We start from the raw sequence: 13,790 nt of genomic DNA, 5'->3' as shown, positions 1-13,790 counted from the left end.
CATGGACAAATTTATCGGAAAAATCGGCACCGCGATCGTCTATCTGTTTCTCACAGCAAATGCGCTATTGGTGCTCGGCCCTGTGCTTTGGACGATCTTGGCCTCTTTCAAAGTCGGCACTAACTTGTTCAGCTCATCTTTTACGGAAATTGAGTTCACGTTGGACCATTACCGAGCGCTATTCAACGATACGCCTTACTTTGATTGGTACAAAAACACCTTTCTGTTAGCAACGGCGAATATGTTGATTTCACTGGTAGTGGTGACCCTGTCAGCTTTTGTCTTTTCACGATACCGTTTTAAAGGCAAACGCAACATTATGATGAGCATTCTTGTACTACAGATGTTCCCAGCGTTTCTCTCCATGACGGCAATCTACATTTTGCTGTCGAAGATGAACCTTATCGACACCTACGCTGGCTTGTTGTTCGTCTATGTAACGGGGTCACTCCCCTTCATGGTTTGGTTGGTCAAAGGCTATTTTGATGCGATTCCAACCTCACTCGATGAAGCAGCAAAAATTGATGGTGCCGGTCACATGACCATTTTCCTTGAGATCATTTTGCCGCTCGCCAAGCCGATTCTGGTTTTCGTCGCCCTTGTGTCATTTACAGGCCCGTGGATGGACTTCATTTTGCCAACGCTCATCCTGCGCAGCGAAGAGAAAATGACCTTAGCGATTGGCATCTTTAGTTGGATCTCTTCCAACTCCGCAGAGAACTTTACTCTGTTTGCCGCCGGCTCTCTCTTAGTCGCGGTACCTATCACGCTGCTGTTTGTGGTCACGCAAAAACACATCACCACAGGCTTAGTCAGTGGCGCAGTAAAAGAATAACAACGTCAGGATATACACATGATTACAAGAAGCTCCCTTTCACACTCGGCAAAGAGTGCGGACAGTTACGCCTACGATAATGACACGCTGCATATCCGCTTACGCAGCGCCAAAGGTGAAATCGAAAAAGTCGCCCTTTGGATTGGAGACCCTTATCACTGGGCCGAAGGCGGCTTAGATGGCGGTAACCTAGGTGGCAGTGACGCCCACGGTTGGGTCGGTGGTAATGAAGTGGAAATGAGTTTTGAAGGCCAATCAGAGCATCACGACCACTGGTTCGCCGAATTTACCCCGCCGAAAAAGCGCACACGTTACGGCTTTATCCTTTACGGTAAAGGGGGTGAAAAACTGCTGTTTGGTGAAAAGCGCATTGTCGACATCGCTCAGGATACTCAAGCAGAAGTGGAACTGAGTAACTTAAGCAACTTTTTCTGCTTTCCGTTTATTAACCCTCGCGATGTATTAACCACGCCTAAGTGGGTTAAAGAGACGGTTTGGTACCAGATTTTCCCTGAGCGTTTCGCCAATGGACGCCCAGAAATTTCCCCGAGCAACGTATTACCATGGGGCAGCCAACCCACCAGCGACAGCTTTATGGGCGGCGATTTATGGGGCGTGATCGATAAGCTCGATTACCTTCAAGACCTAGGCGTCAACGGACTTTACCTTTGCCCTATTTTCACCGCCAATGCCAACCACAAATATGACACGGTGGACTACTACAATGTTGACCCGCATTTTGGTGGCAACGAAGCGTTTAAAGCATTGGTTAACGAAGCACATAAACGCGGAATGAAGGTGATGCTTGATGCGGTGTTTAATCACATTGGCGATCAATCACCGCTATGGCTTGATGTGGTTGAGAAAGGTAAAGACTCTCAATACGCAGATTGGTTTTGGATCAACCAGTTCCCTGTTTACCCAGACACGCCAAGAGAGGAATGGGACTTTTGGAACCTGAACTACGAAACTTTCGCCAACGTTGCGGAGATGCCAAAACTCAATACAGAGAATGAAGAGTGTCGCGCTTATTTACTCGATGTTGCCAAGCATTGGGTTGAAGAATTTGGTATTGATGGATGGCGCTTAGACGTTGCCAACGAAGTCGATCACAGCTTCTGGCGAGAGTTCCGCAAGGTAGTGAAGCAAGCCAATCCAGACTGCTATATCCTTGGTGAAATTTGGCATGAAGGGATGCCTTGGCTGCGCGGTGATCAATATGATTCATTGATGAACTATCCATTAACTCAGGCAATCACCGATTATTTTGCCATCGCCAGCTTGAATAAGTCGGAGTTTAAGAACGCGGTCACGACATCTTACATAGCCTACCCGCGCAATGTTAATGAAGCGATGTTTAATTTGCTCGATAGCCACGATACTACCCGAATCATCTCGCTGTGTGGTGGTGACAAACGCAAAGCGAAACTGGCTTACCTCTTTATGTTCACCCAAGTTGGTGCGCCTTGTATCTACTACGGTGGAGAGGTAGGCATTGATGGTAATCGCGGTATGGGAAGTGAAGATAACCGCAAATGCATGATTTGGGACGAGTCAGAGCAAGATCTTGAATTTAAGCAGTTTATTCAGGATCTCATTTCGCTGCGTAAAAGCTCAGCGGCGTTCAATCTCCCTTACCTCGATTGGCTTGATGTAGATGATGATCACTGCATCGCCTATCAGCGTGGTGAGTGGCGCTTTATTCTCAATAACAGTGACCAAGCGAAAACCGTCGTATGTAGTGGAAAACCGTACGAGCTTAACGCCTATGGTTATGTCATGGAACAAGTGTCTCGCTAATGCAAGGCGCCATTCATTTGGGAATCTCTTTGGATTCCCAATCCATTCACACATACACCAGTGACGCTGCAGGCCACGAGCGACTCCGAGCCCGAGAGCCCCTCTCGTCAAACTCAGCTTCGCTTCTCGACACCTTAAAGCGCTTGGTCAATAAAAGCCGAATTCAATTTGGTGAACTCAAAGCGCTGACACTAAGTTGCTCTGAATACTTCACGGCTACGAATAGCCTCCATCAACCGTCCCCAGAGCAACTCGCGAGTGCCCTGAGCCAAACATTCACGATCGATTGCCAGCTTGTCAGCCACTCGCAAGCGGCTGCGATGCATGTGTCTGCACACCACCAGCGTTTGTTAAGCGTTTCGCTCGGCGACAGTTGTGGTTTGGCGTTGTTTGAGAACGGCAAACTACGCCCAAGCCGTCTGTGTGAGACGTGGGCACACTCTGAGCTTCCTGGTTTTGACTGGCTCGTCGATGGCTTAACGCCGGTATGTCGGTGCAGCAGTGAACACTGTATCGAGCAATTTTTGTCGGTCGGCGGAATTGAAAGGCAGTATCACCAAATCGTCTTGCAAGACAAACCGCTTGCGGTGATCTTTGCTGGCGTCGCCAACGCGGTCCCAACCGATACAAGGGTGTATCGTACCTTTATCGATCAACTGGCTCGCAGTTTGGCCAAGCCAATAAACGAATTAATGCCCGAGACTCTTCTGCTGTCTGGCGACGTGGTTTGCCACGGCCGTATCAATGACGATTTACTCGTGGCGCTGAGTCGATACATCGACGTCTCTTTGCTCCCCGACTCGATCACCTTATCCAGTGATGCCTTTGCTTTTGCTCAGGGTGCGGCACTCTTCTCGGAAAAAAATTACAACAATCGTTTTCTCTCCGCACGATGACAATGATAATCTAAAGTAGGTAAATAAATTGAACAGCTTCAGAGGACAACCTGTGTCAGATCTAGTGACCAAACTGATGGATTTCGGCTTTTCTAAAACCGACGCGCTTGTGTACATCAACCTACTCAAAAACGGCCGTGCAAGCGGATACAAAATCGCTAAAGACATCTCTTTGTCTCGCTCTTCAGTTTATTCATCGATCGATAACCTCTATGCCAACGGCTACATCTTCCTTTCAGACGGTGATACCAAAGAGTACGAAGCCAAATCGCCAGAACTGATCTTCAATCAAATTGAGAAAAAGACCGTCGAGAATATCAATATTCTTAAAACCGAACTGTCGAAGATGATGCTGCAAGAAGAAAAGCAGTTTGTGTACAACGTCACCGGCTATGAAAATGTGCTGCAAAAAGCCAAAGAAGTGATCAACCAAGCCAACTTGGAGATTTACCTCAATACTGACTTTAACTTAAATCTGTTTGCACAAGAGCTTTGTGATGCCATTGAACGTGGCGTGCGCGTGATTGTTTTCTCATTCAATAAAGTAGCGAGTCCGCACAAGAAAATCGAAATGTATTCTCGCTCTGACAACGAAGAAATCGAGTACCCTTCTCACCGCTTTATGTGTGTGGCGGATATGAAGCTAGCACTGATGTTTTCTCACCGTGACGAAACCTTGGGCCTTTATGCCAACAACCGCTTGATGGTGAAAATGATCGCTGAGCACATCCACAGTGACATCTACCTCACGGAATATGAAAAGCTGGAACCTGAGAAGCGCATCCGCGTCAATACCATTCACGAACAACACAACTCGATGGTGATGGACGATCTCGCCAAACACTAACAATCATGAGGGTGACATGCTCACCCTCCTCTTGCTCTGATTAAACCCTCGCCAGAACCGCTCTGATTTCTTCGATAACGTTGCCTTGCTCGCGTCGCAGTGGTCTAATACTCAAGTGATTTTCAACCACTTGGTAAATAGATAATGCAACATGAGCATCAACCTACGTTTTTCTTTTTCGACTATGAAACGTGGGGAACCAGCCCTGCAAAGGATCGTCCTTGCCAATTTGCAGGTGTGCGTACCGATATGGATTTCAACATCATTGGTGAGCCTCTGGTTATCTATTGTCAACCACCGACAGATTACTTACCCGCACCAGAAGCGGCATTAATCACCGGTATCACTCCTCAAACTGCTGTTGCCAAAGGATTGTCTGAGCCAGAGTTCATCGCCAAGATCCATGAGCAGCTCGCTACTCCAAACACCATTAACCTGGGTTACAACAGCATTCGATTCGACGATGAAGTGACTCGCTATACGTGTTATCGCAACTTTATCGACCCCTACGCTTGGAGCTGGCAAAACGGCAACTCTCGCTGGGATCTTCTCGACGTGATGCGCGCTTGTTATGCACTACGCCCAGAAGGCGTTGAGTGGCCAGAAAATGACGAAGGGTTTATCAGCTTTAAGCTAGAGCACCTGTCTAAAGCCAACGGGATTGAACACGAAAATGCCCACGATGCGATGGCCGACGTGATTGCTACTATTGAAATGGCGAAGAAGATCAAAGCTGCGCAACCTAAGCTGTTTGATTATTTCCTCAGCATGCGCCACAAACGCAAGCTCAACGATCTGATTGATATTGTTAACATGACGCCATTAATGCATGTCTCGGGCATGTTGGGTCGAGAGTGTAATTACACCAGTTGGATGGTTCCTGTGGCTTGGCATCCAACCAACCAAAATGCGGTGATCATGGTCGATTTGGCCAAAGACCCACAACCCCTGTTCGATTTGGATGTTGAGCAGCTCAATGAGCGCCTGTACACCAAACACTCGGAGCTGGCAGACGATGAACTTCCGGTCCCGGTAAAACTGGTCCACCTTAATAAGTGTCCGATACTTGCACCTGCGAAAACCTTAACCGCAGAAAACGCCGCGAATATTGGTATCAACCGAGAACAATGCCTTGAGAACTTGGCTCGTCTGCGTCAAACCCCTGAAATACGCGAAAAGCTGATTGGCTTATACAGCATCGACCGGGAATACGCGAAAGATAACGATGTCGATAGCATGCTTTATGACGGATTCTTTTCTCCGGCGGATAAAGCCTCGATGGACATTATTCGCCAAACCGATCCAAATAACTTAGCGGCGCTTGATATCTCGTTTAATGATGACCGTATTGCACCGCTGCTATTCCGCTACCGCGCACGCAACTTCCCTGCCACTTTAGATGAGTCAGAACAGCAACGCTGGGCAAATCATTGCCGAGACTACTTCGAAAGTCGTATTGAAGACTATATGCTCAATTTGGAAAACTTAGTTCACGAACATGAAAGTGATGAAAAGAAGCTAGCTATTTTAAAATCCGTTTATCAATACGTACAAAAGCTAGTATCTTAGATACCAGAACGCCTGCACCCTAACAGATGCCTCAGCCACATACACAATAATTACCAGTCATGAGGCACTGACACCCAACCAACATGGGTTTACACCGTGTTGGTTTTTTACGTTGCGTTTTTGCAACGCATGATAATTTCGGACGATAACAACTTATGGCAAAAACAGTGCTGAAATACGTTGTGTCAATGGGGCTGATTTTCCTCTGCCTCATCGCGGGCATCAACATTCAACATCTTCTCGGTATTTCGATTCCTGGCAGCATCATCGGCATGCTGATTCTTTTTGGATTGCTTGCAAGTGGACTTGTTCCCGTCGACTGGGTACGCCCAAGCGCAAGTTTATTTATTCGCTATATGGTGCTGCTGTTTGTACCCATCAGTGTTGGGTTGATGGAGCATTTCGATATGTTACTCGCTAATGCGCTGCCTATTCTCGCCAGCGCGGTAGGTGGGACATTCATTGTTCTTGTATTGCTTGGCCTTATGCTTGATCGAATGCTAAAAGGAGGACAAAAGTAATGTGGCTACTCGTTACCCTTGTTGTCTTTTTCGCTTCTCGCTGGTTGTGTCAAAAAATCAAAAGCCCATTTATGAACCCGCTTTTGATCAGCTTAGCTGTACTCATTCCACTTCTGACGTATCTGAAGGTTCCGTTTGAGACATATTATGCTGACAACCAGTGGATCAACTATCTGCTTCAACCCGCTGTCGTCGCACTGGCTTACCCTCTGTATGAGCAATTGCCGCAGATCCGAGCAAACTGGCGAATCATTATGCTTGCCTGTGGTGTAGGTAGCGTGATGTCGATGCTCACTGCCAGTATGATTGCCGTCTACATGCAAGCCGACATTACACTGATAGCAAGCCTACTTGGTAAATCCGTCACCACGCCTATCGCGATGGAAGTCTCTAGCCACCTCGGCGGAGAGCCTGCAATTGCCGCGATCTTAGTTCTAATCGTCGGTCTGTTTGGAGCGATTGTGGCGTACCCTGTCTACAACTTGCTTAACATTACTCACCCTATTGCCAAAGGACTTACCATGGGAACGGTATCCCACGCGCTGGGTACCGCAACCTGCGCTGAAAAAGATGGTCAAGACGCTGCATTTAGCTCTCTCGCCTTAGTGGTTTGTGGTGTGATTACGTCTATCCTTGCCCCTTCTTTCTTCGCATTTGCCGTTTGGCTTGCTGCCTAACTCACTTTTGCGACGTTTGGTCGAGCTGTTCAGTCGCAGCTCGACCGACCTCACTTCTCTCCCTTATGTAATCGATACCATGTGTGACCTCACTCTAATTATGTAAACAATAAATTCGTTACACAGATTAATGTGATTTAAATCTCAGTAATGTTTTACTCTTCGCATAAAATGAAATACCAGTATCAAGGCATGTCTGTACTGTAAAGACGCCCGTGCCAAAGATATCAATTAACGTATACACAAGGATTCACCATGAGAAGCCGCATTGAAAAAGCGCTATCTGATGCGCCAAGCCAAATCGCAGAATACCTATCACCCATTCTGTTAGCTGATGACTTTGACGCAACGCTTTCCCCTCAGCAATTTTCAGAGCTTCTGTCCATTTCAGGGCTAGAAGATGACGAACTTCGCGTCGCGCTGCTTCCTTTTGCTGCCGCTTATTCCTATGCTCCTATCTCAAATTTTTATGTAGGCGCGATCGTACGCGGTTTGTCAGGACGCTTATACTTTGGCGCGAACGTCGAAATCCTCGGCGCACAACTCGGCCAAACCGTTCACGCAGAGCAGTCAGCCATTAGCCACGCATGGATGAAAGGGGAACAAGGTATTTCAGACATTACGATTAACTTTAGCCCTTGTGGCCACTGTCGTCAGTTTATGAATGAATTGACCACCGCAGATAAGTTAGTGGTGCAGCTACCACAGCGTGATGAAATGACCTTGCAAGAGTATCTACCGGAGTCGTTTGGTCCTTCCGATCTTGGTATCGAGTCTGGACTCATGTCTAGCGTTGACCATGGCAAGCATACGAATGAAACCGATGAAATGGTTAACAAAGCCGTCGAGGCACTTAACCGCAGCCACGCCCCTTACACTAAGAACTTAAGTGGCGTGTGTCTTAAACTCGATAGCGGTGAAGTTTACTTAGGTGCATACGCTGAAAATGCGGCGTTTAACCCAAGCTTACCACCACTGCAAGTGGCGATGATTCAGCTACTTCTAGATGGTAAATCTTTACAAAATATAGAGTCTGCAGCACTGGCGGAAATGGCCGACGGTACCATCAGTCACCTTGCGGATACACAGGCAACACTGGAAGCAATCAATCCCGATATTCCGGTCGCCTACTTAGCGATATAAAATACAAAAGGCGCTCAATGAGCGCCTTTTGTTTCACTTTGCCACTTACCTAAACGTCAAAGAACGGTGTCGGATCCACTTCTAAGCTGCTAGGGGCAATCGCTCGTTCGATGGTTACTTTACTGTGTTTTACATCAACGTATGACACATCAATGAAACGCTTGTACTTTCGAGAGTAGAAACACTTGACCTCAGGTTTCAGTGGTTCCGCCGCATTGGAAGTCCATACAATGCCGACCCGACCATCACTCAGTTCAACCAAAGCACCAACTGGGTATACACCAATACAGTTGATGAATTTATAGACCAAGTCTCGGTCTAGGTGAAATGGTGTAAGGCTAAGCAAAATCTTAAACGCCTCTGCGGAGCTCATCCCCTTTTTGTAACAGCGATCCGCGGTTAGAGCGTCATATATATCAACAATACAGCTCATACGCCCATGAGTTGGCATCTGCTCAGCAGTCAAACCTCCCGGGTACCCTGTCCCATCCAATTTCTCGTGGTGCATCAAGCATACGTCACGAGCAATATCACTCAGCCCAGTAACGGTACTGATGATTTCACCCGCATAGACCTGATGCAGCTTCATATGCTCAAACTCTTCTGGCGTTAAGCGTGCGGGTTTATGGAGCACTTTGTCGTCGACTTTGATTTTGCCAACATCATGGATAATGCCACCGATCGCCATCTGTTTTAACGTCTCTTTGGGCAAGTTTAGATGCTTACCAAATGAGACCAATAAGGTCGCAACGTTGACCGAGTGTTCCAGTAAGTACTCATCTTTACTTCTTAACGCAGAAACGCAGTGAAGCGCATCAGAATCGATCAGCACGGACTCAATCAAATCATCCGCCCAGCCATCTAGCTCATCTACATGAATAGACTTGCCTTCAAACGTCTGATTAAGAATTTTTTGCGCTAAACCTTTCGCTTCGCGGATAATCTTTGAGGCTTTTTTCTGTTGGGAAAAGCGGCTCATTTTCTTACGTTTTGTCGGTGCGGGGGGCGCACCTTCTGGCTCCACCTCTGGCTGATCGCTTACTGGTTTAAATACACTGCCCTTTACCGACAGACTTTGATCTACCCAAGCATACTTAACGCCATTTTTCACCAATTGACGAATTGCTTGTTGAGTAGGTACTCGCCCTGCATTAGCAAGGTTGACGCGTTTACTGTCTTCAATGGCGGTAACAAACATGCCCACCGTCAGCGTATCAATCGGTATCTTGATGGATTGTTTTGGGTCGTACTGCATCTGTTCTTTTTATATCCCGAGCATTTGTTTTTATCACCTTTACGTCTGGGGAAAACTTGAAACAAGATTTCGACGAAATTTCAGTGAGTTGGCGCTCTGTTGACTTATGATTCACACGGCTTCTATATTGATATCATTATAATCGTAATCGAAACAATTTCCTCATCTCAATCGACATAAACTACAAGACAATCAATAATATTAAGTAATTATTAGTTACAAATCATACTATTGCGCGGCATTTTAAAGCCAATTTACAGTACATGCACCCATTATCTTATTCGCAGTCAAAGCAAACGTTTGCTTTTTGGTTCGGGATACGTATGATCGCCTACAATTTCATTCTCCTCTGAATAATAAGGGTTATCTATGTTTGGTACGGCTACACGTCAAAACGCAACACGCGTTCTACTGCTTGGGTCTGGTGAACTTGGAAAAGAGGTCGCAATCGAGTGCCAACGCCTCGGGCTTGAAGTGATTGCCTGTGATCGCTACGAAAATGCACCGGCGATGCAAGTCGCTCATCGCAGCTACACCTTGGATATGCTTGATGGAGAGGCTCTCGAGGCGATCATCGAAAAAGAACAGCCGGATTTCGTTGTGCCTGAAATCGAAGCTATCGCAACCGATAAGTTAGTCGAGCTTGAAGCGAAAGGACTTAATGTTGTCCCAACTGCGAACGCGACGAAACTGACCATGAACCGTGAAGGAATCCGCCGTTTAGCCGCAGAGGAACTGGATCTGACAACCTCTCCTTACCGCTTTGCTGACAACTACCAAGACTTTACTGCCGCCATCGAAGCCGTGGGTATTCCATGCGTGTGCAAACCTGTAATGAGCTCATCAGGTAAAGGGCAAAGTGTGATTAAGTCTGCTGATGATGTCCAAAAAGCGTGGGATTACGCTCAAGAAGGTGGTCGCACGGGGGCTGGGCGCGTAATCGTTGAAGGCTTTATCGATTTCGATTATGAAATTACGCTACTTACTGTACGCGCGGTTGACGGTGTGCACTTCTGCGCTCCGATTGGTCACCGCCAAGAAGATGGTGACTACCGCGAATCGTGGCAGCCACAAGCAATGTCAGATGCAGCTCTGGCCGCCGCTCAAGACGCCGCAGGAAAAGTGGTCAACGCATTGGGCGGCTATGGCATTTTTGGTGTAGAACTTTTCATCAAGGGTGACACCGTTATTTTCAATGAAGTCTCCCCTCGTCCACACGACACAGGTCTCGTCACCTTGATGTCGCAAGACAGCTCTGAATTCGCGCTGCATGTGCGCGCCTTTACAGGTATGCCAATTGCTGGCATTACACAATTTGGCCCAGCGGCATCAGCGGTGGTTCTTGGCCAAGGTACATCACAAAACATTCGTTTCGAAGGTTTAGAGCAAGCACTCGCCGCACCTCAAACCCAAGTTCGCCTTTTTGGTAAGCCAGATATTGATGGACGCCGCCGCTTAGGTGTCGCAATTACTCGTCGTGACTCCATTGAGCAAGCCATCGAAGATGCCGTCACTAGCGCTGCACAAGTAAAAGTGATTTACTAATCGCGATCGAAAAGAGCGTTTGGTTTCCCAAACGCTCTTTTCATTTAAGACTCTATCAAATACACCACTTCGATCATTCGTGCCCCTTCAATTTTTGAAAGTTTCGGTGGCATGTCCGCCTCATCATTACGATGTAGCTCTGTAATTTTGTAGCCTTCATACAAGCTTCTTACTTCTTGCTCCGGTACCGAAAACGGAGGCCCCGCCATCAGAGATTGCTCGTACTCAAGTGTCACCAACAGCATTCTTCCACCTGGGTTTAACAATGATTTAATGCGCTCAGCGTACTCGCCACGCATTTCTTGTGGCAACGCGACAAGAGAGGCGCGATCATAAACGATATCAACCGGCTGAATCGGCGCCGTGAAAAAATCTCCCACATAGATCGAGAGCTCATCAAACTGAAACAGCTCGTGTTGACCATTAACTGGCATCACCATTGGTGTATAGAAGTGTTCAGCAAAAAAAGCGCGTACCGCAATATTGCTTAGCTCAACACCTTGTACGTCGGCGTGTTTTGTCGCTAGCCAAACAAGATCTTCCGACTTACCACACAAGGGAACAAACACTTTCGAGTCATGCGTTGGGTTTGTATGCTTCCAATACTCGATAAGCAGCGGGTTAACATCTTCTAGGTGGAATCCAATTTGATTGGCCGCCCACTTAGAATGCCAAAATTCTGGGTCTTTCATTGTTATTCTCTGTCACTGACTTCACTTGCGCTTAGCCTAGCGAAAGCCCTATCTATTGACAATCCGAATCTCAAATTTACGTTCAGATTAGGTTCAGCTACGCCCTTTATACTTGGTTACATCTTGGTGATGAACTTAATCCAAATTGTTCACTCCAAAGAAATGGGACAGAGTTCAAAGATTGGATAGAGAAGCAAAAATCGCTATTGGAATCGGAGCTTTAGCCCCAAGATATGAAATGTAGAATCGTCAAGCTTAGTGATTGAAACCTTTTTCGACACCTTTTTCCTAAGCAACGACTCTAAGGAGAGTGAATGAGCCTTTTCCTACGTACCACGGCCCTAATGCTTTTAATGCTCAGCCGAGCGCCTGCTTTTGCTGCTGTACCACCAGCACCTGGCAGTGAGGAAAACCGTCCAGCGAATCAAAATGAAGTCTGTTCAAAAGCATTCAAGCATAATTTAAGCGGCCTTTACGGTATTAAACCGATCGCTTCTACACCACTTCAACCCTACTCAGACTTCGATATCCTTTATAGCAAAGCACACCAAGCTCAAGCTGAACTTGAAACCATCTGTAAAAGTACTGCACTACTCACATCCACAGACGCTTATTTCGCAGGCGTAAAATCCGCTGAACGTGCAAAAGAAAAGATCGCCTATGAGCTAGACGGCCAAACTGAACGCATTACCGATTTAGCTCGCGCGACCATCGTTGCAGACGACATTGAAAGCCTGATGTCTGCGTACGAGGTACTTAATCGCGAAACCACCATTGTTAAGGTGAAAAACCGCTTCAAAAATCCAGCGGCATCGGGTTATCGTGATTTGAATCTTCTGGTTCAGCTTCCAAAAACTAAGCTGATTGCGGAAGTTCAGGTCCATTTGAAAGCCATTGCCGATGTGAAAAGCGGTCCAGAGCATGATCTGTACGAGAAAATTCAGAAAATAGAACGTAAAGCGGCATCAGAGCGCCGTGAGTTTAGCGAGTTTGAGGTCGCACAAATCAAATCGATGCGCAGTCAATCTAAAGCGCTTTATCAACATGCTTGGCAACCATACCTCACCACACACCTCAGCGCTGCATAGTCATTATCAAAAGAGCCCTCAAATGAGGGCTCTTAATGTATTGTTTAGTGCTCAATTAGACTGAGAGCACTCGATTCACTGCCGAACTGATTTCAGCGTCACTCGCATCTAACGCCAGTGTGAAAGAGACATACTGATCGCCTCTCATGCTGAGTGAGCGGTCGACCTCTGCTAAACAGTGCATGACACGACCATCTAAAATAAACGACAGTTCGATCTCTTTCTTATTGATGAAGCCATTGTTTCGAAACTCAATCTCTTGGTAGCAGCCAGACTTCGAAGAGAAATTACTACCACGTAAGTGCCCTTTTTCAACGTCTGCTTTTACCATCGAAAAGCCGGCTTGCTCAATCAAGCCAATCACTTTCGCTGCCACAGGGAGTGGTTTCACTTCAACAAAATCACGATCTTTCGGGTCAATCGCAAAATCGATATCAAGCGTGGTTTCTACCCAGACGTGACACTGATTTTTTAATGCATTAAGCGCCGTAATTGGCGTCTCATCATCTAATTTCAATTCAAATGGAACTTGCTTGTTTTCACCAGGCTGAATGGTGAAAGGCTGAACGGCTTGCAGCTTGCCGATGATGAAGTCTTGGTAGCTCACACTATCATCACTTTCCACTTTTACTTCCGTACACAGCTTTAAATTGATGGCATCAATTTGCTGCTCGACGTCACCACCTTGAATGTGAACTGTCCCTTTAAGGGTTTCACCTTGAAATACTGACATACTTTCTAAAACGGTATCGACTTTTGCAGCTCCGATACCCAAGGATGCTTTCAACTTACCAAACATCTTCTTTCCTTATGATTGTCGTTGTTTGCATTGATTTAACGTGGACAGCTACAACTAAGCAAGCCCTTTATCGACTATTTTCCTGAAAACACATAGGCTTTCTCACTTTTTAATGAGGATTAC

Annotated in this window: 13 protein-coding genes; 10 read left to right on the top strand and 3 right to left on the bottom strand. The window is 46.6% G+C overall.

The annotated features are described in order from the left end of the window. Position 1: 1 nt before the first annotated feature. The 8 genes from U9J37_RS03655 to cdd all read left to right on the top strand — a co-directional run bounded on the left by U9J37_RS03655 (position 2) and on the right by cdd (position 8,288). Positions 2-835 (top strand): sugar ABC transporter permease, encoded by an 834-nt coding sequence (locus U9J37_RS03655; RefSeq protein ID WP_005470771.1) that lies wholly within the window; start codon positions 2-4, stop codon positions 833-835. Between the two features lie 18 nt (positions 836-853). Continuing rightward, on the top strand, positions 854-2,635 hold the full coding sequence (locus U9J37_RS03650) for a glycoside hydrolase family 13 protein (protein ID WP_322413899.1): 1,782 nt from the start codon (positions 854-856) through the stop codon (positions 2,633-2,635). Beyond that, on the top strand, positions 2,635-3,531 hold the full coding sequence (locus U9J37_RS03645; protein WP_322413898.1) for an ROK family protein: 897 nt from the start codon (positions 2,635-2,637) through the stop codon (positions 3,529-3,531). The genes U9J37_RS03650 and U9J37_RS03645 overlap by 1 nt, the downstream gene beginning before the upstream one ends. Before the next feature lie 52 nt (positions 3,532-3,583). Next, on the top strand, positions 3,584-4,378 hold the full coding sequence (locus tag U9J37_RS03640; RefSeq protein ID WP_043886693.1) for a TrmB family transcriptional regulator: 795 nt from the start codon (positions 3,584-3,586) through the stop codon (positions 4,376-4,378). A 144-nt stretch (positions 4,379-4,522) separates the two neighbouring features. Next, entirely contained in the window at positions 4,523-5,947 is a 1,425-nt protein-coding gene (sbcB, locus tag U9J37_RS03635; protein ID WP_039484820.1) for an exodeoxyribonuclease I, read from the top strand. A 155-nt stretch (positions 5,948-6,102) separates the two neighbouring features. Beyond that, positions 6,103-6,468, top strand: a complete 366-nt coding sequence (locus tag U9J37_RS03630; protein ID WP_005470740.1) for a CidA/LrgA family protein — start codon at positions 6,103-6,105, stop codon at positions 6,466-6,468. Next, positions 6,468-7,145, top strand: coding sequence for a CidB/LrgB family autolysis modulator (locus U9J37_RS03625; RefSeq protein ID WP_005470688.1), 678 nt, complete (start codon positions 6,468-6,470; stop codon positions 7,143-7,145). The genes U9J37_RS03630 and U9J37_RS03625 overlap by 1 nt, the downstream gene beginning before the upstream one ends. Positions 7,146-7,400: 255 nt before the next feature. Next, positions 7,401-8,288, top strand: coding sequence for a cytidine deaminase (cdd, locus tag U9J37_RS03620; protein ID WP_005470699.1), 888 nt, complete (start codon positions 7,401-7,403; stop codon positions 8,286-8,288). A 49-nt stretch (positions 8,289-8,337) separates the two neighbouring features. On the opposite strand, the gene U9J37_RS03615 is transcribed toward cdd, so the two are convergent. Next, positions 8,338-9,543 carry a cyclic di-GMP phosphodiesterase gene (locus tag U9J37_RS03615; protein ID WP_005470627.1) on the bottom strand — a complete coding sequence of 402 codons (1,206 nt, stop codon included), beginning with the start codon at positions 9,541-9,543 and terminating at the stop codon, positions 8,338-8,340. 369 nt (positions 9,544-9,912) lie between these two features. Between U9J37_RS03615 and purT the strand changes: the two genes are divergently transcribed. Continuing rightward, entirely contained in the window at positions 9,913-11,088 is a 1,176-nt protein-coding gene (purT, locus tag U9J37_RS03610; RefSeq protein WP_005470721.1) for a formate-dependent phosphoribosylglycinamide formyltransferase, read from the top strand. 44 nt (positions 11,089-11,132) lie between these two features. Here purT and U9J37_RS03605 read toward each other — a convergent pair whose 3' ends face one another. Next, on the bottom strand, positions 11,133-11,780 hold the full coding sequence (locus tag U9J37_RS03605) for a thiopurine S-methyltransferase (protein WP_005470709.1): 648 nt from the start codon (positions 11,778-11,780) through the stop codon (positions 11,133-11,135). 314 nt (positions 11,781-12,094) lie between these two features. On the opposite strand from U9J37_RS03605, the gene U9J37_RS03600 reads away from it, so the two are divergent. Further along, on the top strand, positions 12,095-12,868 hold the full coding sequence (locus U9J37_RS03600; protein WP_038215080.1) for a RelA/SpoT-related domain-containing protein: 774 nt from the start codon (positions 12,095-12,097) through the stop codon (positions 12,866-12,868). A 55-nt stretch (positions 12,869-12,923) separates the two neighbouring features. Here U9J37_RS03600 and U9J37_RS03595 read toward each other — a convergent pair whose 3' ends face one another. Beyond that, positions 12,924-13,667, bottom strand: a complete 744-nt coding sequence (locus tag U9J37_RS03595) for a sporulation protein (protein WP_005470689.1) — start codon at positions 13,665-13,667, stop codon at positions 12,924-12,926. Positions 13,668-13,790 lie beyond the last annotated feature (123 nt).

This window comes from Vibrio sp. 16, assembly GCF_963681195.1.
In the GTDB taxonomy this organism is placed as follows: domain Bacteria; phylum Pseudomonadota; class Gammaproteobacteria; order Enterobacterales; family Vibrionaceae; genus Vibrio; species Vibrio sinaloensis_D.
The sequence above is the reverse complement of the archived record's forward strand: the minus strand, read 5'-3'. Positions and strand labels throughout refer to the sequence as shown.